The following is a 22,696-nucleotide window of genomic DNA, read 5'->3' on the forward strand; positions in this document are numbered from 1 at the left end:
ATCAGGCCTTTGCCTTCGTCAGTTGTGCAAGCACTTCATCGAAATCGGCCGTCTGGCGTTCGCCCGTGGCGCGGTTCTTCAGCTCGACCTTACCCTCGGCCAGGCCCTTGGGTCCAATGATCAGCTGCCACGGAATACCGATCAGGTCCATCGAGGCGAACTTGGCGCCCGGACGATCATCGCGGTCGTCGTAGAGGACGTCACGACCGGCAGCAGCCAGGGCCTTGTAGGCCTTGTCACAGGCGGCATCGCAAGCTTCGTCGCCAGCGCGCAGGTTGATCAGGCCGACATCGAACGGGGCGACGCTTTCCGGCCAGATGATGCCGGCTTCGTCGTGGCTGGCTTCGATGATCGCGCCGAGCAGACGCGAGACGCCAACGCCATAAGAGCCCATGTGGACGGTGATTTCGCCGTCGGGGCCGTTGACGACGGCCTTCATCGGCTTGGAATACTTTTCGCCGAAATAGAAGATGTGGCCGACCTCGATGCCGCGCGCCGACAACTGCTTGTCGGCCGGAACGTCAGCAAAATCGTCGGGATTATGCATTTCTTCGGTCGCCGCATACAGCGACGTGCGGCCGTCGACTATGGCTTGCAGGTCGTCCCAGTCGACATCATTGCCTGGTGTCGGCATATCAACCAGGTCCTTGTGGCAGAAGACGGCGCTTTCGCCGGTGTCGGCCAGGATGATGAATTCGTGGCTGAGATCGCCGCCAATCGGGCCGGTGTCGGCGCGCATCGGCACGGCCTTCAGGCCCATGCGACCGAAGAGGTTGAGATAGGCCACGAACATGCGGTTATAAGCCTTGCGCGCCGAGGCTTCATCGACGTCGAAGCTGTAGGCGTCCTTCATCAGGAATTCGCGGCCGCGCATGACGCCGAAGCGCGGGCGCTGCTCGTCGCGGAACTTCCACTGGATGTGATAAAGGTTCAGCGGCAGGTCCTTGTACGACCGGACGGTGCCACGGAAGATCTCGGTGATCATTTCCTCGTTGGTCGGGCCGTAGAGCATTTCGCGCTCATGGCGGTCCTTGATGCGCAGCATCTCCTGGCCGTAATCTTCGTAACGGCCGGATTCGCGCCACAGGTCAGCCAGTTGCAGGGTCGGCATCAGCATCTGGATGGCGCCGGCGCGGGCCATTTCTTCCTCGACGATCTTTTCGACCTTCTTCAGCACCTTGAGGCCCAGCGGCAGCCAGGCATAGATGCCGGCGGCTTCCTGACGGATCATGCCGGTCCTCAGCATCAGGCGATGCGAGACGATCTGGGCTTCGGCGGGGTTTTCCTTGAGAAGGGGCAGGAAGTAGCGCGACAGGCGCATGAGAGAATCCGTTCAGTTAGATATCAGGGCGCGCGCACCCTAAGCAGGTTTGAAAAATGTGTCAGTCTTTTTGATGGCGAAAAACGCCGGTGTGGAACTATTCGGTGCCCGGCAGCGGGATGTGCACGAAGAAGCTCAAACCCAGCACCAGCACCCAGACGACAAAGGCAACAATGCTGTTGAGCCTGGCCTTCTTCCATAGGTTCGGATTGACCGGCGCCCCCGGATCGTTGCCCTTGATGACTTCGACGCCCGCCTCGTGGTGGCTGGGATTACCGCCGATCGGCAGGACGGCGAACAGGGTCACCCACCAGATCATGATGTAGATGGCGATCCAGGTGACGATGGTGGTGAACATGGGCAGAAACTCCAGTGGCCTCTGTTAAATCAGACCGAGGCCTTCATCGACACCTAGCACCAGATTGAGGTTTTGCACAGCCGCGCCCGACGCCCCCTTGCCGAGATTGTCGAAGACAGCAACCAGGTTGGCGGTCTGCGTGTCATCGTCGCCGAAGACATGGATCAACAGTTGATTGGTGTTGGCAAAGGCGTCGGCATCAACGGCCTTGGCCTCCGCGCTTTCCTCGAGCGAGGCGACGCGGATGAAGCGCTCGCCGGCGTAGTGCGCCGTCAGGATGCTGTGGATGCCGGCCACATCGGGCTCATCCGGCAGCGCCCACAGGTGCAGCGGCACCTGGACGATTAACCCTTGCGCGAACTTGGCAACCGTCGGCGAGAAGACCGGCGGGCTTTCCAGGCCGGAATAGACCTGCATTTCCGGCAGGTGCTTGTGCTTAAGGCTGGTGGCGTAGATGCGCTCACGCCCCTGCCCGCTTTCGAATTCGGCAATCATGGATTTGCCGCCGCCTGTGTAGCCAGTCAGCGATGATGCGGTGATCGGAAAGAAAGGCGGAATGACACCGATCTCAGCCAGCGGACGGACCAGGGCGATAAAGCCGGTCGAATGGCAGCCGGGATTGCTGATGCGCTTGGAGGCCGCGATCACTTCGCGGTGGCCTTCGGTCATTTCCGGGAAGCCGAAGGTCCAGCCTTCGGCGACACGGTGGGCGGTCGAAGCGTCGATGACACAGACGTCAGGGCTCTCGATCAGCGACACGGCTTCGCGCGCCGCATCGTCCGGCAGGCACAGGATGACGGCGTCGGCGGCGTTCAGCGCTTCCTTGCGCGCGCCGGCGTCCTTACGCTTGTCTTCGGTCAGGCGGATCAGTTCGATATCGCTGCGGCCATCCAGGCGCTCACGGATTTGCAGGCCCGTCGTGCCGACTTCACCGTCGATGAATACCTTTTTCGTCATAATGAATCTCCGCTACCCGAACTTCGCGCCGGGTTAAGCGTTGGCGTCAAATAAAACAAGCATAGAAAAAGGCGCCCCGGTTGCCCGAAGCGCCTTTCGCGTACGTATTCCGCAGCGATTAACGCTTCGAGAACTGGAAGGAGCGGCGAGCCTTGGCGCGGCCGTACTTCTTACGCTCGACGACGCGCGAGTCGCGGGTCAGGAAGCCGGCGGCCTTCAGAGCCGGGCGCAGGCCGGGCTCATAATAGGTCAGCGCCTTCGACAGGCCGTGACGGATGGCGCCGGCTTGACCCGACAGGCCCGAACCGTGCACCGACACGAAGACGTCGAACTGCGTCGCGCGGTCCGTCAGGTTGAGCGGTTGAGCGATCATCATGCGCAGAACCGGACGTGCAAAGTACACTTCCTGTTCGCGGTCATTGATGATCCACTTGCCGGAACCCGGCTTGATCCAGACGCGGGCGACGGCGTTCTTGCGCTTGCCGGTGGCATAGGCGCGGCCATACTTGTCGAGGATCTGAACGCGCTCGACCTTGGCTTCGACCGGGTTGGACGACAGCGAAGCGAGAGCTTCCAGGCCTTGGCCGCCAGTGGTTTGTTCTTCAACTTCGGCCATGATCAGACGCTCCGGACGTTCTTGCGGCTCAGCGCCTTGAAGTCGACGACTTCCGGCTGTTGAGCTTCGTGGGGGTGGGCTTCGCCGGCATAGATGCGCAGGTGCGTCATCTGGGCGCGGGCCAGCGGCGATTCCTTGGGCAGCATGCGCTCGACCGCCTTGGTCAGCACGCGCTCAGGATACTTGCCGTTCAGCAGTTGGCCAAGCGTACGCTGCTTGACGCCGCCGGGGTGGCCGGTGTGCCAGTAGAAGATTTCGTTATGCTTCTTGCCGGTCAGATGCACCTTTTCGGCGTTGATCACGATGACATAGTCACCGGAATCGACGTTCGGGGTGTAGGTCGGCAGATGCTTGCCGCGAAGACGCATGGCGATGAAGGTCGCCAGACGGCCGAGCACGGCATCCTGGGCGTCGATCACGATCCACTTCTTCTCGACATCGGCGGGCTTGAGAGCCGCGGTTGTGGACGTCAACATGAGAAATTCCTTGGATTGTCGCGCAAAGTTAGCCCCTGCGCGGCGAAGAGGCGCGTCATGTACAGGAGGCCCCCTGGAGTGTCAACGCATTATTTCGCGCAAAACCGGTCGGATCGATATGATTTTATTGAAGAAATTGGACTTGGTATTAAATTACCGCTTATTTTCGTCATAAAAGTTTGATGCCCGCACTCTATGCGACGGATACGCTTTGGTCTAACCGTTTCACCCGACACAAAACTTCAGGTTCCATAATGTCCTTATCGCGTCGTCTCTTCCTGGCCGGCTCCGCCGCCACCTCTTTAGCCTTCATGGGCCTCAATGCCCGAGCTGCTATCCGGCCAGCCGACCCCAAAGCTGATCCCGGCTATCGCAACGAGATCGAAGGCTATGGCAGGCTGAAGGCCGACCCGAACGGCCTGATCGAACTGCCGGAAGGCTTCAGCTATCGCATCTTCTCGCGCATGGGCGAAACCATGGACGACGGCCTGCTGGTGCCCGGCAAGCACGACGGCATGGCGGCGTTCGCGCATTCCGATCCGGACAAGGTTATCCTCGTCCGCAACCACGAACTCAACCACAAGACGCGCAACCAGTTTCCGGTTGGCGGCCTGGGCCAGAACATGGACAAGCTGGATCGCAGCAAGGTCTATGACTTTACATCTGACGACGACTTCCCGCTGGGCGGCGGCACTTCGACCCTGATCTACAATATCAAGACGCAGACGCTGGACAGCCACTACCTGTCGCTGACCGGCACCTCGACCAACTGTGCCGGCGGGTTGACGCCCTGGGGATCGTGGCTGACCTGCGAAGAAACCACCATTGGTACCGGCGACGGCGTCGGCAAAGACCATGGCTGGGTCTTCGAAGTGCCGTCGGCGCACAAGGGCCTGGTCGAGCCCCTGCCCCTGAAGGCCATGGGACGTTTTGACCACGAGGCGGTCTGCGTCGATCCGCGCACCGGGATCGTCTACCTGACCGAGGACCGGCCGAACAGCCTGTTCTACCGCTTTATCCCGGCCCGTAAAGGCGAACTGCGACACGGCGGCAAGCTCCAGGCCCTGGTGATCCGCGACGCCCCCAAGGCCGAAACGGGCAACCAGACCAGCGTACTATGGAAGATGGGCGACCGTTTCAAAGTCTCGTGGATCGACATGAAAAATGTCGAAAGCCCGGGCGATACCCTGCGCGAAGAAGGCTTTGCGCAGGGCGCGGCGCGCTTCGTACGCGGCGAAGGCATTCATTGGGGCAATGGCGAGCTGTTCTTTGCCTGCACCGCCGGCGGTCCGCACGGCTTCGGCCAGATCATGCGCTACACGCCGTCTGCCCACGAAGGCACCAGCGATGAAGCCAGACATCCGGGTACGATCGACCTGTTCGTCGAGTCCGGCGACCAGACCGTGCTGGACTATGCCGACAATCTAACGGTTTCGCCGTGGGGGCACCTCTACGTCTGCGAGGACCGCTATTCGGACGTGCTGATCAACCACCTGCGCATCGTGACGCCGCAGGGCAAGATCGCGACCTTCGCGCGCAACGTCAATCCGCAGAACTCGGAATGGGCGGGGGTGTGCTTCTCGCCGGACGGTTCGACCCTGTTCGCCAACCTGCAGGCCAATGGCATAACGGTCGCCATCACCGGGCCGTGGAATACATTCAAGGATGTGGCGGTACAGGCGTAAGTAAAAAGCCCTCTTTGCCCGGCAGAGAGGGCTTTTTTTTAAAACCCGCCGCGCCGGAAGACGCGATCGGCGCGGGCCACTTTCCACGCCAAAAAGACGCTCAAGGCCAGAACGACAATCGCCATCAACTGATGTGCCAGGGCCAGCCAGATATTGACCACGGTCCACAGCGTCGCGATGCCAAGTCCCGCCTGGACGGTGACAGCGCCCGCGACGCCCCAGGCCAGTGCCTTGAGGTCATCGTCCTGACATTTGCGGGTCAACAACGCCGCAAAGCCAATCGCGAACAGGAACAGCAGGTAGGCGTTCATGCGATGGATGAACTGCACCCAGCCCTGGTCATGGAAGAGTGTAATATAGAGGCCGCGCGACCAATCGATTTGCGGCATGAACCCGCCATTCATCAGCGGCCAGTCGTTGTAAAGCAGGCCGGCATGGTTGCCGGCGACCAGCGCCCCCAGCATGCATTGCAGGAAGACGATTCCTGCCAGCGCAAAGCCGGCGATCTTCCACCCCATGGGCGCGCCGCGGCTGCGGTTCTCACCCGCGCCGGCCTCAAGCCCGGTCCATAGGGTCCACATGAACAGCATCAATGCCATCGACAGGTGCGCCATTAGCATTTCAGGCGCCACAAAAACGCGCTTGGTCAGGCCGCTCGCGACCATCCACCAGCCAACGGCACCCTGGAACAGGATCAGGCCTATGGCCACGGCCGATCGCCAGAGGATGCGTTTGGGCATTTCCTTGCGGATCAGGAACCAGACAAAGGGCAGCAGATAGACAAAGCCCAGCAGTCGCGCCAGAACACGGTGCGCCCATTCCCACCAGTAGATGCCCTTGAAATCGTCGACGCTCATATGGGCGTTGATCTGGGAATATTGCGGAATCTTTTTGTAGTTTTCGAACTCGGCCGTCCACGCCGCGTCGCTCATCGGCGGTACGATGCCGGAAATCGGCTTCCATTCGGTGATCGACAGGCCGGACTGGGTCAGACGGGTCGCGCCGCCGACGGCGACCAGGGCGAAAATCAGAAAGGCGGCGACGAAAAGCCAGGCCGCGACCGATGGGGATTTCAGGGGAAGTCGCAAAAGAACGCCTCTACAACAACGCAATCGTATCGCACGGCAACACCGCCATACGGCCGTCTTGCTGTTATCGTCCGAAAACGGTAACGAAGGGACAAGACGGCGCGATTTGCCCACAGCGCTCCGGCGATTTCAAGGCATTAGAGCGATATGCCAAAAAGTGTGCAGCGGTTTTTGGCAAAATATCGCGACAAAGCAAATCTGGAGCATGATGTCGGTTCGACTGACCGCATTATGCTCCATGCAAAAGAATCAGAGGATGGAACTATGACCGCAGAAAACTACATCCTTGCCAGTCTTGCGGGTCTGCTCGTCGGCTGGATCGCCAACCTGTTATCGAAAAGCCGCTTCAGCTTTCCCATCAACCTGTTTGTCGGCATCTTCGGCGCCTGCCTGCTCAACTTCTTCATGGTATCGGCCGAAATGATCCGCAGCAATTTCCTGCCGATTCTGTGGGTATCGCTGCTGGGCGCCGCCGGCCTGCTGGGCATGTTCCACCTGTCCCGGGCCTTCGAGCGCCGCTGATGGACGACAAACCGCGCAAGTTCAGCCTGCCCCAGCGCCGCGCCATAGCCTGCCTGGGGATCGTCGTTTTTCTGATCGTCTATATCATTGTCGTCAGCGATATCGGCAGCCGTCTGCCGCAGGTGCTGTGGGCGCAACTGCTGTTCTACGGGCTGGCAGGCACGCTGTGGGGCGTGCCCATCCTGCCGCTGATTTCGTGGTCCGAGGACTACAAGTCGAAGCGGAAAAAGAAGTAGCCTTTCCATTTAATCACCTCCGCAGCCGCCACCGCAACCTGAGCTGCCGCAGCCACTTCCGCCGTCGCCGGCACTACATCCTCCGCTGCCACCGCATCCGCCGCCGCTGCATCCGGATCCGGTGTGCGGCTTCTGCGTGGTGTATAACCAAGTATAGAGGCTGGCGATAAGGCTCGCCACGACCGCCTGGCCGGTTTCGGCCGTGATCGGCAGTCCCCACCCCTTGGCCAGCATCGCCGCGCAGCCATTGCCGAAGAACCAGGCGCCGGTGAAGCTCAACAAGCCGCCCGATATCAGATAGTTGACGGTCCCGAAGCGCTTAATCGCGGCGAAGTTCAGGGTGAAGATCGTCGCGACCAACAGCCCGAAGATTGTCCACGGCAGCATCGGCGACTGCTCGACCACCTTGCATCCCGCCAGAGCCATGACAGGCGCCAGGCCGAGACATAAAAAAACCTGCCGCTTGGGCAGGATGACGTATGTTCGGTTATCGATGGTTTGCGTGGTGGGTGGCGCGAACCGGAGTGTTTCATCAGGCCAGATGTCGCCCGGCGGCTCCGTTCCGAACTCGGCGCGATAGAGTCCAAGCGTTCGTGCGTAACAGTCGCGATACTTGTCCGCTTCCGCCTGCCCGCCTTCAGTCGGACCGTGGTGGACGTCGCGGTTCAGCGTTTCACCGCAAAAACGGTCCCAGTAGTCGCGTGTGTAGATCAGGTGGAGGTGCCAGACGCTGTCGACCGCTTCGGAAGGCGTTAATGTGCTGCCGGAAATACAGACGAGGTAGATGAACCTCTCGTACTCGGCGACGGCCCGGCGGGCAAAATCCCGGGTCCATCCGTTGTCGCGCGCCAACCGGCCGCTGAAGGGCAATGCCGCGTCAGCGGCATCAATATCGTAGGCGTTTATGGCCTGCCACAGGGCCTTGTCAGTCTGCATTCGGTCTCCTCTGTTTCGTTTTTACCTGTTACAGAAGATACCACTTACGTATGACAGTTCTGTGACACCTAATCTCCGCCGGAGCTGCTCGAACTGTCCGAACTGCTTGAGCTGTCAGAACCGCCGCTATCAGAACCGCTGTCGGAGGTGTCGCCGCTCGCGCCGTCGCTGGACGAGTCCGAGGTGAATGTGGAAAAGAACCAGCCGTCCGACGCCCCGCTGCTGCTTTCGCCGCCACCTTGCGGTCTCCCCGCCTTGCGGCTCAGAAACGCAAACAGAATAATGGCCGCCATGAAGGCCAGTATCGCACCGACGATTACGACCATCCTGTCCATGTGCGCCTCTATTTATCGAGGTGGGTAATGGCGATGAACGCTGCCTTGTCGTTGACGAACTGGACCGCCAGTCCCTGGCGTCCGCCGGACTGCTGCGCCGAATAGACGGCCCAGGTGTCAATCTGTCGCGATGGCTGCCCCAGGCGCTTGGTCAGTTCAGCCCGGGTCATGCCGATGCGGATACCGCCATCCACGACAACCGCCTGAGTCTTCGCAGGCAAGACCGGGCAAGACGCTGACGGCGCACCGATCTTCGTGACGGTGACGGTCTCCATCGCCCCGGCCGCGCTGGTCGATGACAGCCAGACGCGCTGTTTAGCCGCTGGCAGATCGTAGCACAGCCACGACATGCCCTGGATGCTGGCGACCGTACCAGCACCCAGCGCCTTCTTCATGCCGCCCAGGCCAATTTGCGAGAAGGTGGCGTCGAGATCGCCTATCGTGAAGGTCTTGGCGAACCGTGCTGTGACCGGCGGCGCGCTCAGGGCATCGACGGGCGGGATAGGCGGCGGAACGGACCGGTCAGCGGCAAGGGCTGAGCCCGCCACAAGCACAAGGCTTAAAAGTCCCGCCAAAATCCCGAGCATGATTCCCCTCCCATCACAGTCGGCGGACCATAACACAGGCCACACGGGTATGCTCGCCTTAATCCACCGCTCCCGAAGGTCGCACCGGGGCCACAGGCAATGAAAAACCGTGTTCGCCGATGTTGCCGCCACTGGCTTTCCGTGTATTCATGCCACAATGGTTAACGAGCCAAATATTTAGGGGGTTACATATGTCCGTGAAATTTCGCTTCGCCGTATCCGCATGTCTTGGCTCCGCCTTCCTCGTCACCGCGCCGCTCGTCATGGCTCCAATGGCAATGGCTGATGTCCTGCCCGGCCAGGCGCAGCCGCAATCCTCGGCAGCCGTTGATATGCCGCGCCCGCATGGCCTGGCGACGTCGATGGGGCTGCGCCAGCTCGAGGCCATGAAAGCGGGCGCCCCGGCCATCGCCATGAAGGCCCAGCCCGCCTCGGTACACTCCGGCAAGATTACCACGGCTTCGGACCAGTCGGTGACCGAAGGCGTCTTTTCCGCCGAGCGGACCGTCGCCAGCATGGCGGCCATCGACAGTGCTGCCGGTGCGCCGATCTGCGACGCCTATTTCACCCAGTCACAGGGTCTGGCGCCTAATCTGGCCAACGCCTTCAAGGCGATGACCGCCGGCGACAAGGCCACCCAGGCGGCGATCCTGCCGGCGCTTCAGGCGCAGTTCAACGGCCTCCTGCCCTACGAAATCCGCCCCGAAATTTGTAACGCCAACCATATCAACGCCTATACCGACTATCAGTTCTTCCAGCTCAGCACGCTGCGCGCCCAAGGCGTCGACACAGGCTTCCCAGCCAACCTGCCGCTGGTCAAGCAGCCGAACCTCAACCATAGCGCCCTGGCCTACACGGTCGGCTGGATAAAGTACGAGCAGGGCGATTTCGAAGGCGCGCTGGCCGCGTTCGGCAAGGGTCTGGCCCTGTATCCCAACGACCACGCCCTGCAGTCGGAATATCTTGCCACCCTGATGCAACTTCAACGCTTCGATCAACTGATCGCCTTCGCCGACAAGGTACTGACCACCACCTATGACCTGACGGACGAGGATCGCGGCAAGTACTACGCCGGGCGCGGCGTTGCCCTGGTGTTCAAGGGCGATATCGCCGGCGCCGATGATTCGCTCACCGTCGCCCTGCGTTACAACTGGTCAGAAGACGTGGCCAAGATGCAGACGGAAATCCGCGCCGCCGCCGGCAACGGCGCTCAGTAAAGGCTGGGGACTCAATCACACCAAAGAAAAAGGCCGGGTCCTGAAGGATCCGGCCTTTTTCTTTGTAAATGGTCGGAGCGACAGGATTCGAACCTGCGACCCCTTGACCCCCAGTCAAGTGCGCTACCAGGCTGCGCCACGCTCCGTCATTGTCTGCCAGACACGGTTCCGTGACCGGCAAGGATGCGGCTTATAGAGATGAAAACCGGCCCCCGCAATCCCCGGATAAGCTTTTCCGGGAATTTTCCACCACGACTGGAAATATCAGGAAAACTTGCCGCGATTGACGCCCCGGCCATTGCGGCCGAGCTGACGACCCAGGGCTTCCTGAGCTTCTTCCAGCGATTTGGCGATATCGAGAAACTTGTCGCGCGTCTCCTGCGACATCTTCTGCATCGAGGCCAGGTCGGCCGGTGTGAAGGCATAGGCCGTGCCGCCGGCTTCGGCGACCGCCTCGGCGACGTCCTCCGCCATGATCAGGCCGGATTCCGTCGCAACGGCGCCCTCACCGGCAGCAACTGCGGCATTGGCGCCAAGTATGGCCTTCTGGCCTTCATCCTTGAACAGCTTCTGGACGCCACGGATGGTATAGCCGCGATCGTACAGCAGGGTCTTCACCCCGACCAGCATGTCGATGTCCTGCGGCCTGTAAAAGCGGCGGCCGCCGGCGCGCTTGGTCGGACGGATGAAAGGAAACTTGGTTTCCCAGAAGCGCAGCACATGTTGCTGCACGCCAAGCTGGTCAGCGGTTTCAGAAATCGTTCTTAAGGCTAATGGGCCCTTGCTCACGGCTAATCCCGCACTAACTCTTGAGATTACTCGTGGGTGCCGGCGTCGACGCGGGCCTTCATGATCTGCGACGCGCGGAAGGAAATGACCTTACGCGGATCGATCGCGGCGGGCTTGCCAGTCTTGGGGTTGCGGCCGACACGGGCGTTCTTCTCGCGCACCTGAAAGACACCGAAGCCTGACAGCTTGACCATTTCGCCGCGCTCAAGCGCCTCGACGACCAGGTCCAGGGTCCGCTCGACGATGGCGGCGCATTCCTGGCGCGGCAAACCCAACTCGTTATGGACGTCTTCGAACAGTTCAGCGCGCGTCAGGGTTTGCGTTTTCATGGTCAGCTCCGGCTTGTTCTAATCGGCATCTGAAGCGCTTTTCGACAAAAAGCGCGAAAAACAAAAAGCAGGACATGCTTAGCATGAGTCGCCTACATGTCACCATGTCCTGTCAGGCACCATGGCGCAAATTCCAGCTACCGTCAAAGGCTTAAGCCCAACTGGTCACAGAAAACATCGGACTGGGGAAAAATGCCACGCCTTGGGGCTTCTTATGCGCGAAGCTCAAGGAAATCAGACCTGTGCGACCCAAAGCGCAACCGTAACCTGACGACCTGCACTCACTTTTTTAGAACGCGATATCTAACCGAAAACCGCTACACACTTTTGGCTACGCCGAACGTTGTTTCGGGATATCGCTGCCCCTACAGCCGGATCGCTGCCGCGCCCCAGGTCAGGCCGCCGCCCAGCGCCTCGATCAGCACGACATCGCCCGGCTTGATGCGGCCATCCTTGACGCCTTCGTACCAGGCCAGCGGAATCGACGCTGCCGAGGTGTTGGCGTGGAAAGCCACGGTCGAGATCACCTTGTGCTCATCCAGGCCCAGGCGTTCCGCGACCCCGTTCAGGATGCGCTGGTTGGCCTGGTGCGGGATGAACCAGTCGATGTCGTCGATCGTCAGGTTCGATTTTTCGACCGCCGCTTCAATAGCTTGAGCAATCTTGTGCACCGCGTGCTTGAAGACCTGATTGCCCTGCATGCGGATCTTGCCGATGCGGTTTTCGCTCTCGAACATGCCGCCATCAACATAGAGAAGATCGGTCTTGGTACCGTCGCAGCGCAGGTCGAAGCCGAGAATGCCGGTATCGGCATTGTTGCCCTCGCCGTCCACGGGCTCAAGCACGACGGCGCCAGCGCCATCGCCGAACAGGATGCAGGTCCCGCGATCAGAATAGTCCAGAAGCCTCGACATGGCCTCGGCGCCGATGACCAGCACGCAGCGGCTCATGCCGCGCGCCACAAAGCCATCGGCGACCCCCAAAGCGTAGACGAAGCCCGAACACACCGCCTGGACGTCGAAAGCCGGGCACGGCGCAATGCCGAGTTTCTGCTGGACGATCGAAGCGGTCGACGGGAACGGCATGTCGGGCGTCGTGGTCGCAACCACAATCATGTCGACATCGGCCGGCGTCTTTCCGGCGGCGGCCAGGGCGACCTTCGCCGCCTCAACGGCCAGGTCGGATGTCTTGCCGCCATCCTCGATGATGTGGCGCTGACGGATGCCCGTGCGCTCGACGATCCATTCATCGGACGTGTCCACGAACTTGGCCATGTCGTGGTTGGTCATGATCTTGGGTGGCAGGTAGCCGCCGACACCGGTGACGGCGGATCTCAAAACGCGCATGTCTTACGAAACCTTTTTGTCCGCCGCCAGGGCGAGACCCTTGATATCTGTCGCCGGAGTGCTTTCCGCAAGACCGGCCTCGCTCGCTGCCTGTGCGGCAGCGAGATGGTCGGTGAGTTGCGAGAGCGAATTGGCCAGATCCTGCTGGTAGTTGCTGGCAGCCAGCGAGACCCCGACCTTGATGGCATTTGAGAATGAGCGGGCATCGGCGCCGCCATGGCTCTTGATGACGATGCCGTTCAGCCCCAACAGAGGTCCACCATTGGACTCGCCGGGATCGATGCGCTTCAACGTCTTTTTGAGAGCCGGCTTGGCCAGCATGCCGCCGATCATCGCCAGCAGCGACGACTTGAAGGCCGTGCGCAGCATGTCTTGCATGAAGCGCGCGGCGCCCTCGGCCGTCTTCAGGGCGATATTGCCGGTGAAGCCGTCGGTCACGACGACGTCGGTCGTGCCTTCGCACAGGTCCGTGCCTTCGACAAAGCCATGATAGTTGAGGCCAAAGGCGTTGGCGCGCAGCAGGCGGTGCGCCTCACGGACCTCATCGTGGCCCTTGAGGTCTTCCGAGCCGACATTGAGCAGGCCGATCGACGGCTTTTCGACGCCGCGTACCGCACGGTGGAAGGCCGCGCCCATCAGAGCAAACTCGATCAGCTGGCGCGCATCCGACGTTACATTGGCGCCGACGTCCAGAACAGTGCCAAACCCGTGCGGGTTGGGCCATGAACAGCCGATCGCCGGGCGTTCGAGGTCGTGGGTCAGCATTTTGAGAATCATCTTGGACAGGGCCATCAGCGCGCCCGTATTGCCGGCGGAAATCACCGCCCCCGCTTCGCCCGCCTTCACGGCGTGGATGGCATTGGCCAGGCTGGTGTTGCGGCGGCGGATCGCCTGGGCCGGTTTTTCGTCCATAGCGATGGACTGGTCGGTGTGGCGCACGACGCTGCGCGCCTTCAATTCGGGATGTTTGCCGAGCTCCGCCGCGATCAGCACGCTGTCGCCATGCAGCTGGAAGAACAGCCGGTCATTGGTCCGCAACGCAATCGCGGCGCCGGCGACCGTCACGGCCGGGCCGTGATCGCCGCCCATGGCGTCAATCGCTATGACCAGAGCATCTTTCGGCGCGCCCTTGTGCTGAGAGGAATCCAACGGAGTTTCTACAAGTGTCGACACGGACGGATACAAACCCCGTTAAAGCTGGCAAACCCTGTTACAGTCTTTCCGTACGCTGTCCGAGGGTGCGAACAGGCCGGTCTTTGAGGCGAAAATAACGCTTGTTCGCAACCATGCAAGCCTCAGTTTGCAGGACTAACCTTATTCATCCCGCTTCAGCTGGGCCAGGACGGCAAAAGGTGACGGTTCGACCTCGGCTTCCGGCTCCTCGAAAACCACGCCGGGCTTGCGCGCGAAGGGATCGTAGGCCTCGCCCAGGGCTTCGATAGCATACTGTCCAATATCGATCTGGCCGTTACCGACGACGTCTGGCTCATCGAGATCATTGAGGTTCAGCTCACCTTCGCCGATTGGCGTGACCTCGTCGGTGACGTCGGCCGCCTGAATGACGTCGATTTCAATATCGCTGGTAATGGCGTGACTGAAGGGCTCCAGGCTGACGCCGCATTCCTGCGTCACGTCGCCGTCGAGCTTAACATGGACGCGCACAATGGGTTTCATGCCAGGCAGGGCGCGCGTTTCGGCGTGGATCTTCAAGGCATCCAACGAAATCATGCCGAACGATTCGGCGATCCTCGACCGCGTCACTTCGTCCGCCGTCAGCTCAAGCGTCAGGCCACGCCGCGCCGCGTCGAACCGCACCGTATGCGACCACAGGCCTTCGTCCATTTGGGAATCACTCATCGTTCGTCTCTCTTACGCGGTCTGCGCGGTAGCGTCGGCTTCCAAAGCCTGGGTTTCCAGGGTCCGGGGTTCTGGCCAGCCGATCCGGCCACTGAGAATATCGTCCACCGACAGCCCCGCGCGCATATCATCAATATAGTCGGCAAATGCCAGAGCCGCCCCGGGAACAGCGCCGCCCTCCGCCACTTCGCCATCATAGCCTACACCCGCAAAGATGGTCCGCGCGGCGTAAGCCGCCTGCGCGTCGCGCCCGGCCGAAGCGGCCCACAGGTCTTCCCAATGCTTCATGCGGGTATAGATGGTTTCGGCCAGTGGCTTCATCTTCTTGGCTACGCTGAGATCGCCCGTCCCCTGCTCACGCAGGGTGTTGTCGAGCGCCAGCAGGAAGGCATCAAACAAGGCCTGGGCGGTGTCCTGTGCCTGCTCGCGGCGGCGGTCTTCAGCGGGCAGCGCCTTCAGCGTGTGGATGACAGTGCCGACATGAAATGTCAGCAATTCAAACCGCGCGCCGATGGCGTCCTCGATACCGTAGTCGAGATAAAAGACCGGCAAACGCGACTGCGATACGCAACTGCCATAGAGCTTTTCCCCTGTGCGCGTAACGGCGCGCGGCTGGAAAAAGGCTTTGAGGCGATCGAGATTGAACTGCATCTGGCGTCCCCGCGGCTGTCGCCAGCTCTGTGTGGCAAGCCTGCGAAAAAATACCTTGTATCAGGCCTTCTTTCAGCCTTACCCTTGCCGTAAGCCCTATTTCGTTATAGGTCAAACAGGTTTCGCGCCACGTGTAAGGATTTTCATGGCTCCGCGTCCGCATACTTTCGGAATCAAGTCTGTTGTGGCTCTTGGAGCGCTGGGCGCGCTCCTGACGATGACCGCCTGTGCGCCGACCCTGAAGCAGACCGGTTATCTGCAATACGACGCCAATCCGGCAACCGATATCGCTGTCGGCGATACCGAAGCCGCTGTGCTCGACAAGCTGGGCACGCCATCGCAGACCTCGCTCTACGATCCGACCGAGTGGTACTATATCGACCAGGTGTCGATGAAGATGACCTACAAGCAACCCAAGGTCACCTCGCGCAACGTCACGGTCGTCAAGTTTGACAAGGACGCCAAGACGGTTGCCACGGTCAAGACCCTGACGCTGGCCGATGGCCGGGCGCTGACGCCGACTCAGGAAAAGACTCCGACTCGCGGCCGTTCGCTCACTGCGCTCGAACAGGTTCTCGGTACGGTCGGCCAGCAAAAGATCGACAACAGCCGCGACAGCGATCCCGGCAGACAGCGTCGCCGCGAATAGCAACCACTCCACAGTTTCAGAAAAAGCCCCGGATGTTGTCCGGGGCTTTTTTGTTTCTGGGCTCTGAGTGAGGCCAGGCGTTAGGCTGGTCCACAATAGAAAAGCCCCGCGACTGCTCGCGGGGCCCTCTCATTTCAAATCGAACGGATCAGTGACCGCCGGCCAGGACCGCCAGCATCAGCAGAGCGACAATGTTGGTGATCTTGATCATTGGATTGATCGCCGGACCGGCTGTGTCCTTGTAAGGATCGCCGACCGTGTCACCGGTCACCGACGCCTTGTGCGCGTCGGAGCCCTTCATGTGCTTGACGCCGTCCTTGTCGACGAAGCCGTCTTCGAAGGACTTCTTGGCGTTGTCCCACGCGCCGCCGCCCGAGGTCATCGAGATGGCAACGAAGATGCCGGTCACGATGACACCCAGCAGCATGGCGCCCAGGGCTTCGAAGGCTTCGACCGTGCCGCCGATATAGTAGACGACAGCGAACAGGACGACCGGCGACAGGACGGGCAGCAGCGACGGGACGATCATTTCCCGGATCGCGGCCTTGGTCAGCATGTCAACGGCGCGGCCATAGTTCGGCTTGGAGGTGCCGGCCATGATGCCCTTGTCCTCGCGGAACTGACGGCGGACTTCCTCGACGACGGCTTGCGCCGCACGGCCGACGGCGGTCATGCCCATGCCACCAAAGAGGTAGGGCAAGAGACCACCGATCAGCAGGCCGATAACAACCCACGGGCTCGACAGTGAGAAGGTCAAGGCGCCCATGCCTTCAAAGATGCTGCCGGGCGTTGCGTTCTCGGCAAAGTACTTGAGGTCCGACGTATAGGCGGCGAACAGCACCAGGGCGCCGAGGCCGGCGGAACCGATGGCATAGCCCTTGGTGACGGCCTTGGTGGTGTTACCGACAGCGTCGAGTGCGTCGGTCGTGTGACGCACTTCACTGGGCAGGCCCGACATTTCGGCGATGCCGCCGGCATTGTCGGTGACGGGACCAAACGCGTCGAGCGCGACGATCATACCGGCCAGGGCCAGCATGGTCGTCGTGGCAATGGCGATGCCGAACAGGCCCGCCAGCAGGTAGCAGCCGATGATGCCGGCAACGATGATCAGCGCCGGAATGGCGGTCGATTCCATAGAAACGGCCAGGCCCTGGATGACGTTGGTGCCGTGACCGGTAACCGACGCCTGAGCGATCGAGACGACCGGACGCTTGCCAGTGCCAGTGTAATATTCCGTCACGACGATGAAGCCCGCCGTCACAGCCAGGCCGACCATGCCGCACCAGAACAGCGTCATGCCGGTGAAGTCATGCGGTGCGCCGGCATAGGTGATGACAGTATCGAAGCCGACGAACTGATAGATGACGCCCGCGACCGCGGCGACCGACAGGATGCCGGTGGCGATCAGGCCCTTGTAGAGCGCGCCCATAATGTCCTGGGACTTGCCCAGCGACACGAAGTAGGTGCCGATGATCGAGGTGAAGATACAGGCTCCACCGATGGCCAGAGGCAGCATGAGCATGGCTTCGAGCAATGGCGAACCGGCAAAGAAGATGGTCGCCAGAACCATGGTCGCAACGATGGTCACGGCGTAGGTTTCAAAAAGGTCGGCCGCCATGCCGGCGCAGTCGCCGACATTGTCGCCGACGTTATCGGCGATGGTGGCAGGGTTACGGGGGTCATCCTCGGGGATACCGGCTTCGACCTTGCCCACCATGTCACCGCCAACGTCGGCGCCCTTGGTGAAGATACCGCCTCCAAGACGGGCGAAGATCGAGATCAGCGAGGCGCCGAAGCCCAGCGCCACCAGGGCGTTGACGACAGTGCGATCCGTGGCCGCAAGGCCCAGACCCTGGGTCAGCAAGGCATAGTAACCTGCAACGCCGACAAGCGCGCCACCGGCGACGAACATGCCCGTCACTGCGCCCGCGCCAAACGCCATGTTAAGGCCCTTGGCCAGGCTTTCGGAAGCCGCCTGCGCCGTTCGCACATTGGCGCGGACGGAAACCAGCATGCCTGCGTACCCGGCCGCGCCCGACAGAACGGCGCCGATGGCAAATCCTATCGCCGACCATTGACCAAGAAAGACCCACGCAGCAGCGAAGATAACGATGCCGACGATACCGATAGTCGTATATTGACGCTTGAGGTAGGCACTGGCCCCTTCCTGGATGGCGGCAGCGATTTCCTGCATACGGGCATTGCCCGTACTGGCCTTCATGAGCGACATGGTCTGCACCACGCCGTACAGCAGCCCGACTATGCCGGCCACGATGGCCAGCACCAAAGCATAATTCATCTGTAACCCCTGTATTTCTTTATAGTTGGGGATCAAACGGCTAAGCAGTCGCAAAGCCTCGTCCCCGGTTTACGGGATCAAAAAAGCTGGCCTCAAATGATTAGGATGTATCCGGGGATTACCTGCCAGTGACACGGCAAGTCGAACACAGTCACTTGCAAATCACTCTTGAAAATCAGGCCCTTATTTTTGACTGACCGGAGAGTGCCAAAACTTCGCCATAAGTTCAAGGCAAGAAAACGGTGTTAGACATTATGCAAAATGCAACTGCGAAATAGATTGCGCTGCAGCGCAGAAGACATCGGCGCAGTAAATTGTATTTCAACACTTTGAAAATTGACGCGCCGCAATAATAAATTGCGCATCAATGTGCAGGGAATACCGCTCAGCGGTGCTGTTTCGGGCTTTGCGACACGACTTCGACCGACTCAATCGTCCCTGCTCCGCTGACCTTGAGGAACTCGGCCTTCATGACGGCCTTGAAACGCGGCTCGTCCAGCTTGTCGTTGCGTCCCGCCATGGCAAACGACGTCTTATGCGCCGCGCGGACCAGGGCGTTGCGGAAATAGGGCTCCATGTCGCGCAACTTGCCTTGATCGGCCTTGGGCGTCAGGTTGATCTTGATGCTGAGGAAGAGATAGTTGACGACATTGCGGCCTTCGAAGACCGGAATACCAACCGAGGCAAGCTTGACGGACGGGTCAGCAGCATCCTTGGCTTCGCCGCCATTGGCAAGGGCCGGGCCGGCGACACACATGGATAGGACAAGGGCAGCGAGTGCAGATCGGATCAATTTCAGCATCCCAACAGAATGGCCGAGATTGATTGACACAAGATAAAGGCCGGTCACCTGGACCGGCCTTCGTCGCATCACACCTATATCAACTTACCAGTTGTTGTAGCGCTGGTACCGACGCTCGCTGCGGCGTTCGTAATAAGGATCACGATATCCATAGTCCGTCTCGCGGTAGTAGCGGCGGCCTTCGTAGCTTCGATTGTCATAATAGTCGTCGTCGTAGTCATTGTACGAATAGCTGTAGGTGTCGCGGTAGTAGCAGCGCGTGCTTTCGCTGCCGACCGCGCCGCCCAGAATCGCACCAACAAAGGCGCCGGGGACCGCGCCCGCTGCGCCGCCGACGATCGCACCGGCCACGGCACCACCTGCGGCATTATCATTGCGGCGTTCACGGCAGTTGTAGCCTCGATCATCACGATGATAGCCACGGTTATCGCGATGATGGACATAGACATCACCGTCCTGATAACGGCCGTAATCCTGGGCATTTGCGGCCATCGGGGCCAGGGCAGCACAGGCAAGGGCAAGACCACCGGCCAGGGCTACGGATCGATACGCTTTGAACATCGGTAACCTCCATAAAATGTGCCCGTCACGTCATGAGGACTGCAATCCGGGCTCCCCGCCTAATGATGCCGATATTAACCATTTCCGTTTGAGCGACAATTTCGCCCGCCAGCGGATTCGATGAGCAAACCGTAAGATTCCGACAAGCCCTGCGTCTTATGATTTTCTCACCTTATTTCCGGAAATTCAGATAAAAAAGCTCCTGGCCATTGCGGTCCAGGAGCCCTTTTCTCTCACCATTTCAAACGGTTCTATCAGCGTCGATGCCAGTAACCGTCGCGGTCCTGACGATAGCCACGTGGCGGCTTGCCTTCGTGCCAGCGGCCTTGGTTGTCCCGCCAGCCGTCGCGCCAGTTGTTGTTGTCCTGGTAGCTGTAGGGCGGCGGACCGTTGCGGCGGTTGCGGTCGTAATAGACCTCGGAATACATGCTGTTGGGCGGACGCTGCTCGTAGAAGACCGGCACATAACCGGACGGCCCCCGCGGCGGATCGTAATAACGGCCCTGATAGGCAAAGTATTCGCCGTTATAGCATTTGACGCTCTTCTTGCCGATGTTCTGGCCAACTGCGCCACCGACGACCGCGCCGACCACAGCGCCCAGGCCGCGTTCATTCTTGGAAACCTGGCTGCCCAGCAGGCCGCCGGCAACGGCGCCGATGATCAGGCCATTGCGCTTGGCATCGGTCTGCTTGATGTAGCAGTAGCCATCGTAATTGCGGACCTCATAACGCGACTGTGCGACGGCCAGGCCGGGTACGGCCAAAGCCGCGACCAAGGCGACGGCTGCAGCAATTTTTGCTGTCTTTTCCATGATGTGCATCCCTCTTGTTGTATCTGGAGAGGACGCTAGGCCTGCGTCACGCCGTCAGCAATTCTACACGCCGGTGGAATCAGTCAATCGTTTGTAAGGTTTCGCTAAAGTGCACTTTGTCACAGAGGGTGACGATAGCCCATGGTCTCTACATCGATCCGCCGGCCGTCAGCCCACAGCTCTGCGCCAGCCGGGGTCTCTTCCGAAACGCCGATACAGTCGCCGACGACGTAGAAGCCGGACATCATCAGTACCTTGGCGCCAGCTTCGTCGGCCGTGCACAGGATCTGATAGTCATCCCCACCCGTGACCAGGGCGACCGGGCTGATCCCCGAGGCAATCGCCGCACGCGCCGTCAGCGAAGTCGGCACCTTGTTGAGGTCGATACGGATCATCAGCCCGCTGGCGCGCGCCATATGGTCGGCATCCGCCAGCAGTCCGTCCGATATGTCCATCGAGGCGCGCGCATTGTCGCGCACGCAGACCGCCAGATCGGCACGGATTTCCGGCAGATGATACGACATCATCAACTCGTTCATGTCGTCGTGCGACACGCCCATCAACTGGCCTTCCAGCGCCTTGAGCCCCAGATAGGCCTGGCCGATATAGCCGCTAACCAGCACCTTGTCGCCCGGACGCGCCCCTGTGCGCGACAGGGCACGGCCCGCCGGCACCTTGCCGAACATAGTCATGGAGACATGCAAGGGTCCGTAGCTCGACACGGTATCGCCGCCGAACAGGTCGAGACCGAAACGGTCCTGCTCGATCTTCAGCCCGCGCGCGAAATCCTGCTTTTCGGCAAAGGTCGTGCCGCGCGGCCAGGCGGTGATCAACTGATAGCCATAGGGCTTGGCGCCCTTAGCGACGATGTCGGACAGGTTGACGCGCATCAGCTTGCGCGCCACCAGGTCGAGCGGATCGTGTTCGAAGAAATGGACCCCAGCGACAATCGCGTCGGTATTGACGACGATATCGTGAGCAGCATCGGCGGGCAGGACCGAAACGTCATCGACCAGTCCCCTCGCCTCGCGACTCAAACCGGCCAGCGGCTTGAAAAGCTGATCGATGATCGAGAATTCGTCGTGTTCGGCCATGTTGTGCCCTCCCTTGGGGGAGATGCGTTATTTATCCAAACAGGCGAAAAATCAATGCGGGAAACGGCTAAGCCGTGAAACTTCCCGTGAAGTTAATGCATTTTTGGCAGGCACCTGACTACGGCCGAACATCCTTGGCAATCCCATCCAGCGCGCCATTGACGAAGCGCGCCTCGGTCTCGCCGAAGAAGGCGCGGGCGATCTCGACATATTCGTTGATGATCACTTCCAGGCCGACGTCCTTGCGGAACTTCAGCTCCCAGGTCCCGGCGCGCAGGATGGCGCGCACCGTCGTATCAAGGCGCTCGATCCGCCAGCCGGCCGCCAGACGGTCCGAGATCAGCAGGTCGATGGGCGCCTGTTCCTTGACGATCATGCGTGCGCCCTCGGCGAAATAGGCCTCATCGGCCTCCGCCAGTTGCTCGCCATCGAGATCGCCTTCGAAACGGTAGTCGGAAAACTCGCGGATGACCGATTCGACGCCACCGCCGGTCAGTTCCATCTGATAGAGCGCCTGGACCAGGACCAGACGCGCAACGGTGCGGGCGCGCTTCTGCTTTTTGGTCAGACCCGAGGACGGACGTGCGTCTTCCTGGGCGCTTTCTTGCGCGTTCAGTTGCTCGATGACCGCCTTGAGGCTGGTCGGCTTGCGGATTTCGTTGTCGTCGGACGGTTGATCAACCACGGACCGAACCCTCCAGCAGCGACTTGCGCAATTCGATCATGCTCAGGCAGACATTGGCGACCGTGCCGCCCTTGTCGCCTTCCGAACGACGGGCGCGCGCCCAGGCCTGGTCTTCGTCCTCGACCGTCAGCACGCCGTAGCCGATGGCCAGGCGCTGGGTGTAGCTCAGCTCCATCAGGCCGCGCGCCGATTCGTTGCAGACGTAGTCGTAGTGGGTGGTTTCGCCACGAATGACGACACCCAGCGCGACATAGCCGTCATACTTGACACCCATCGGGCGATGCGCAGCGTCTTCTGCCATGGCGATGGCGGCCGGCAGCTCAAACGCACCCGGCACGGTCACGACGTCGTAGTCAATGCCGTGGGCCTCAAGCGCGTCCCGGGCTCCGGCCAGCAGTTCGTCGGAGAGGTCGTCGTAAAAGCGGCTTTCGACGATAAGGATGCGCAGCGGGTTTTCTGGGGACAAGGCGATGGTCCTAAAGCTTTTT

27 protein-coding genes and 1 tRNA gene are annotated in these 22,696 nt (G+C 60.7%); 5 read left to right on the forward strand and 23 right to left on the reverse strand.

The window, feature by feature from the left end; translation table 11 throughout:
* Position 1 precedes the first annotated feature (1 nt).
* The 5 genes from proS to rplM all read right to left on the reverse strand — a co-directional run bounded on the left by proS (position 2) and on the right by rplM (position 3,728).
* Positions 2 to 1,321, reverse strand: a complete 1,320-nt coding sequence (gene proS / locus AC1DON_RS16155) for a proline--tRNA ligase (RefSeq protein WP_476935834.1) — start codon at positions 1,319 to 1,321, stop codon at positions 2 to 4.
* A 97-nt stretch (positions 1,322 to 1,418) separates the two neighbouring features.
* Positions 1,419 to 1,679, reverse strand: coding sequence for a DUF1467 family protein (locus tag AC1DON_RS16160; RefSeq protein ID WP_476935835.1), 261 nt, complete (start codon positions 1,677 to 1,679; stop codon positions 1,419 to 1,421).
* A 24-nt stretch (positions 1,680 to 1,703) separates the two neighbouring features.
* Complete coding sequence (gene argC, locus AC1DON_RS16165) at positions 1,704 to 2,636, reverse strand: N-acetyl-gamma-glutamyl-phosphate reductase (protein ID WP_476935836.1); 933 nt, start codon at positions 2,634 to 2,636, stop codon at positions 1,704 to 1,706.
* A 118-nt stretch (positions 2,637 to 2,754) separates the two neighbouring features.
* Positions 2,755 to 3,252 (reverse strand): 30S ribosomal protein S9, encoded by a 498-nt coding sequence (gene rpsI, locus AC1DON_RS16170; RefSeq protein WP_476935837.1) that lies wholly within the window; start codon positions 3,250 to 3,252, stop codon positions 2,755 to 2,757.
* Positions 3,253 to 3,254: 2 nt separating this feature from the next.
* The gene (gene rplM / locus AC1DON_RS16175) at positions 3,255 to 3,728 is read right to left on the reverse strand and encodes a 50S ribosomal protein L13 (protein ID WP_476935838.1); all 474 of its coding nucleotides are present in this window, start codon (positions 3,726 to 3,728) and stop codon (positions 3,255 to 3,257) included.
* A gap of 254 nt (positions 3,729 to 3,982) precedes the next feature.
* On the opposite strand from rplM, the gene AC1DON_RS16180 reads away from it, so the two are divergent.
* The gene (locus AC1DON_RS16180; RefSeq protein WP_476935839.1) at positions 3,983 to 5,413 is read left to right on the forward strand and encodes an alkaline phosphatase PhoX; all 1,431 of its coding nucleotides are present in this window, start codon (positions 3,983 to 3,985) and stop codon (positions 5,411 to 5,413) included.
* 38 nt (positions 5,414 to 5,451) lie between these two features.
* On the opposite strand, the gene AC1DON_RS16185 is transcribed toward AC1DON_RS16180, so the two are convergent.
* Positions 5,452 to 6,501, reverse strand: coding sequence for a COX15/CtaA family protein (locus tag AC1DON_RS16185; RefSeq protein ID WP_476935840.1), 1,050 nt, complete (start codon positions 6,499 to 6,501; stop codon positions 5,452 to 5,454).
* A 264-nt stretch (positions 6,502 to 6,765) separates the two neighbouring features.
* On the opposite strand from AC1DON_RS16185, the gene AC1DON_RS16190 reads away from it, so the two are divergent.
* A complete protein-coding gene (locus tag AC1DON_RS16190; RefSeq protein ID WP_476935841.1) occupies positions 6,766 to 7,023 on the forward strand; it encodes a transglycosylase in 258 nt (85 codons plus the stop codon).
* The gene (locus AC1DON_RS16195; protein ID WP_476935842.1) at positions 7,023 to 7,259 is read left to right on the forward strand and encodes a DUF2842 domain-containing protein; all 237 of its coding nucleotides are present in this window, start codon (positions 7,023 to 7,025) and stop codon (positions 7,257 to 7,259) included. Before AC1DON_RS16190 ends, AC1DON_RS16195 begins: the two co-directional genes overlap by 1 nt.
* Positions 7,260 to 7,268: 9 nt before the next feature.
* Here the strand turns inward: AC1DON_RS16195 and AC1DON_RS16200 are convergent, their stop codons facing one another.
* From AC1DON_RS16200 to AC1DON_RS16210, 3 genes are all read right to left on the reverse strand, one after another.
* Positions 7,269 to 8,195 carry a glycine-rich domain-containing protein gene (locus tag AC1DON_RS16200; RefSeq protein ID WP_476935843.1) on the reverse strand — a complete coding sequence of 309 codons (927 nt, stop codon included), beginning with the start codon at positions 8,193 to 8,195 and terminating at the stop codon, positions 7,269 to 7,271.
* Between the two features lie 68 nt (positions 8,196 to 8,263).
* A complete protein-coding gene (locus AC1DON_RS16205; RefSeq protein ID WP_476935844.1) occupies positions 8,264 to 8,530 on the reverse strand; it encodes a hypothetical protein in 267 nt (88 codons plus the stop codon).
* 8 nt (positions 8,531 to 8,538) lie between these two features.
* Complete coding sequence (locus tag AC1DON_RS16210; protein ID WP_476935845.1) at positions 8,539 to 9,117, reverse strand: hypothetical protein; 579 nt, start codon at positions 9,115 to 9,117, stop codon at positions 8,539 to 8,541.
* A 191-nt stretch (positions 9,118 to 9,308) separates the two neighbouring features.
* On the opposite strand from AC1DON_RS16210, the gene AC1DON_RS16215 reads away from it, so the two are divergent.
* The gene (locus AC1DON_RS16215) at positions 9,309 to 10,334 is read left to right on the forward strand and encodes a hypothetical protein (RefSeq protein ID WP_476935846.1); all 1,026 of its coding nucleotides are present in this window, start codon (positions 9,309 to 9,311) and stop codon (positions 10,332 to 10,334) included.
* 69 nt (positions 10,335 to 10,403) lie between these two features.
* On the opposite strand, the gene AC1DON_RS16220 is transcribed toward AC1DON_RS16215, so the two are convergent.
* The 7 genes from AC1DON_RS16220 to AC1DON_RS16250 form a co-directional block, all read right to left on the reverse strand.
* A tRNA-Pro gene (locus AC1DON_RS16220) sits at positions 10,404 to 10,480 on the reverse strand.
* Between the two features lie 118 nt (positions 10,481 to 10,598).
* A complete protein-coding gene (locus AC1DON_RS16225; RefSeq protein WP_476935847.1) occupies positions 10,599 to 11,123 on the reverse strand; it encodes a MerR family transcriptional regulator in 525 nt (174 codons plus the stop codon).
* Positions 11,124 to 11,149: 26 nt separating this feature from the next.
* The gene (locus AC1DON_RS16230) at positions 11,150 to 11,452 is read right to left on the reverse strand and encodes an integration host factor subunit alpha (protein WP_476935848.1); all 303 of its coding nucleotides are present in this window, start codon (positions 11,450 to 11,452) and stop codon (positions 11,150 to 11,152) included.
* Between the two features lie 365 nt (positions 11,453 to 11,817).
* Positions 11,818 to 12,798 carry a beta-ketoacyl-ACP synthase III gene (locus AC1DON_RS16235; protein WP_476935849.1) on the reverse strand — a complete coding sequence of 327 codons (981 nt, stop codon included), beginning with the start codon at positions 12,796 to 12,798 and terminating at the stop codon, positions 11,818 to 11,820.
* A gap of 3 nt (positions 12,799 to 12,801) precedes the next feature.
* Entirely contained in the window at positions 12,802 to 13,947 is a 1,146-nt protein-coding gene (plsX, locus tag AC1DON_RS16240; RefSeq protein ID WP_476935850.1) for a phosphate acyltransferase PlsX, read from the reverse strand.
* A gap of 165 nt (positions 13,948 to 14,112) precedes the next feature.
* Entirely contained in the window at positions 14,113 to 14,655 is a 543-nt protein-coding gene (locus AC1DON_RS16245; protein WP_476935851.1) for a YceD family protein, read from the reverse strand.
* Between the two features lie 12 nt (positions 14,656 to 14,667).
* Positions 14,668 to 15,306 (reverse strand): ubiquinol-cytochrome C chaperone family protein, encoded by a 639-nt coding sequence (locus tag AC1DON_RS16250; RefSeq protein WP_476935852.1) that lies wholly within the window; start codon positions 15,304 to 15,306, stop codon positions 14,668 to 14,670.
* 145 nt (positions 15,307 to 15,451) lie between these two features.
* Between AC1DON_RS16250 and AC1DON_RS16255 the strand changes: the two genes are divergently transcribed.
* Complete coding sequence (locus AC1DON_RS16255; RefSeq protein ID WP_476935853.1) at positions 15,452 to 15,955, forward strand: outer membrane protein assembly factor BamE; 504 nt, start codon at positions 15,452 to 15,454, stop codon at positions 15,953 to 15,955.
* 148 nt (positions 15,956 to 16,103) lie between these two features.
* Here the strand turns inward: AC1DON_RS16255 and AC1DON_RS16260 are convergent, their stop codons facing one another.
* From AC1DON_RS16260 to ribH, 7 genes are all read right to left on the reverse strand, one after another.
* Positions 16,104 to 18,254 (reverse strand): sodium-translocating pyrophosphatase, encoded by a 2,151-nt coding sequence (locus AC1DON_RS16260; protein WP_476935854.1) that lies wholly within the window; start codon positions 18,252 to 18,254, stop codon positions 16,104 to 16,106.
* A 385-nt stretch (positions 18,255 to 18,639) separates the two neighbouring features.
* Positions 18,640 to 19,047, reverse strand: coding sequence for a hypothetical protein (locus AC1DON_RS16265; protein WP_476935855.1), 408 nt, complete (start codon positions 19,045 to 19,047; stop codon positions 18,640 to 18,642).
* A 93-nt stretch (positions 19,048 to 19,140) separates the two neighbouring features.
* Positions 19,141 to 19,617 carry a hypothetical protein gene (locus tag AC1DON_RS16270; protein ID WP_476935856.1) on the reverse strand — a complete coding sequence of 159 codons (477 nt, stop codon included), beginning with the start codon at positions 19,615 to 19,617 and terminating at the stop codon, positions 19,141 to 19,143.
* Between the two features lie 254 nt (positions 19,618 to 19,871).
* Entirely contained in the window at positions 19,872 to 20,429 is a 558-nt protein-coding gene (locus AC1DON_RS16275) for a glycine zipper 2TM domain-containing protein (RefSeq protein WP_476935857.1), read from the reverse strand.
* 119 nt (positions 20,430 to 20,548) lie between these two features.
* Complete coding sequence (gene thiL, locus AC1DON_RS16280; RefSeq protein WP_476935858.1) at positions 20,549 to 21,523, reverse strand: thiamine-phosphate kinase; 975 nt, start codon at positions 21,521 to 21,523, stop codon at positions 20,549 to 20,551.
* Positions 21,524 to 21,641: 118 nt separating this feature from the next.
* Positions 21,642 to 22,178 (reverse strand): transcription antitermination factor NusB, encoded by a 537-nt coding sequence (gene nusB / locus AC1DON_RS16285; protein WP_476935877.1) that lies wholly within the window; start codon positions 22,176 to 22,178, stop codon positions 21,642 to 21,644.
* Positions 22,179 to 22,200: 22 nt separating this feature from the next.
* Complete coding sequence (gene ribH / locus AC1DON_RS16290; RefSeq protein WP_476935859.1) at positions 22,201 to 22,674, reverse strand: 6,7-dimethyl-8-ribityllumazine synthase; 474 nt, start codon at positions 22,672 to 22,674, stop codon at positions 22,201 to 22,203.
* Positions 22,675 to 22,696 lie beyond the last annotated feature (22 nt).

The sequence above is a fragment of the Asticcacaulis sp. P4_H10 genome, assembly GCF_056400965.1.

Bases quoted from the DNA above. Each gene is read 5' to 3' on its own strand.
- AC1DON_RS16160 (WP_476935835.1), bottom strand. From the start codon at position 1,679: ATGTTCACCACCATCGTCACCTGGATCGCCATCTACATCATGATCTGG.
- AC1DON_RS16215 (WP_476935846.1), top strand. From the start codon at position 9,309: ATGTCCGTGAAATTTCGCTTCGCCGTATCCGCATGTCTTGGCTCCGCC.
- argC (WP_476935836.1), bottom strand. From the start codon at position 2,636: ATGACGAAAAAGGTATTCATCGACGGTGAAGTCGGCACGACGGGCCTG.
- AC1DON_RS16210 (WP_476935845.1), bottom strand. From the start codon at position 9,117: ATGCTCGGGATTTTGGCGGGACTTTTAAGCCTTGTGCTTGTGGCGGGC.
- AC1DON_RS16245 (WP_476935851.1), bottom strand. From the start codon at position 14,655: ATGAGTGATTCCCAAATGGACGAAGGCCTGTGGTCGCATACGGTGCGG.
- proS (WP_476935834.1), bottom strand. From the start codon at position 1,321: ATGCGCCTGTCGCGCTACTTCCTGCCCCTTCTCAAGGAAAACCCCGCC.
- AC1DON_RS16200 (WP_476935843.1), bottom strand. From the start codon at position 8,195: ATGCAGACTGACAAGGCCCTGTGGCAGGCCATAAACGCCTACGATATT.
- AC1DON_RS16260 (WP_476935854.1), bottom strand. From the start codon at position 18,254: ATGAATTATGCTTTGGTGCTGGCCATCGTGGCCGGCATAGTCGGGCTG.
- AC1DON_RS16250 (WP_476935852.1), bottom strand. From the start codon at position 15,306: ATGCAGTTCAATCTCGATCGCCTCAAAGCCTTTTTCCAGCCGCGCGCC.
- AC1DON_RS16270 (WP_476935856.1), bottom strand. From the start codon at position 19,617: ATGTTCAAAGCGTATCGATCCGTAGCCCTGGCCGGTGGTCTTGCCCTT.
- AC1DON_RS16180 (WP_476935839.1), top strand. From the start codon at position 3,983: ATGTCCTTATCGCGTCGTCTCTTCCTGGCCGGCTCCGCCGCCACCTCT.
- AC1DON_RS16255 (WP_476935853.1), top strand. From the start codon at position 15,452: ATGGCTCCGCGTCCGCATACTTTCGGAATCAAGTCTGTTGTGGCTCTT.
- AC1DON_RS16275 (WP_476935857.1), bottom strand. From the start codon at position 20,429: ATGGAAAAGACAGCAAAAATTGCTGCAGCCGTCGCCTTGGTCGCGGCT.
- rplM (WP_476935838.1), bottom strand. From the start codon at position 3,728: ATGTTGACGTCCACAACCGCGGCTCTCAAGCCCGCCGATGTCGAGAAG.
- rpsI (WP_476935837.1), bottom strand. From the start codon at position 3,252: ATGGCCGAAGTTGAAGAACAAACCACTGGCGGCCAAGGCCTGGAAGCT.
- AC1DON_RS16230 (WP_476935848.1), bottom strand. From the start codon at position 11,452: ATGAAAACGCAAACCCTGACGCGCGCTGAACTGTTCGAAGACGTCCAT.
- AC1DON_RS16205 (WP_476935844.1), bottom strand. From the start codon at position 8,530: ATGGACAGGATGGTCGTAATCGTCGGTGCGATACTGGCCTTCATGGCG.
- AC1DON_RS16190 (WP_476935841.1), top strand. From the start codon at position 6,766: ATGACCGCAGAAAACTACATCCTTGCCAGTCTTGCGGGTCTGCTCGTC.
- thiL (WP_476935858.1), bottom strand. From the start codon at position 21,523: ATGGCCGAACACGACGAATTCTCGATCATCGATCAGCTTTTCAAGCCG.
- AC1DON_RS16195 (WP_476935842.1), top strand. From the start codon at position 7,023: ATGGACGACAAACCGCGCAAGTTCAGCCTGCCCCAGCGCCGCGCCATA.
- AC1DON_RS16235 (WP_476935849.1), bottom strand. From the start codon at position 12,798: ATGCGCGTTTTGAGATCCGCCGTCACCGGTGTCGGCGGCTACCTGCCA.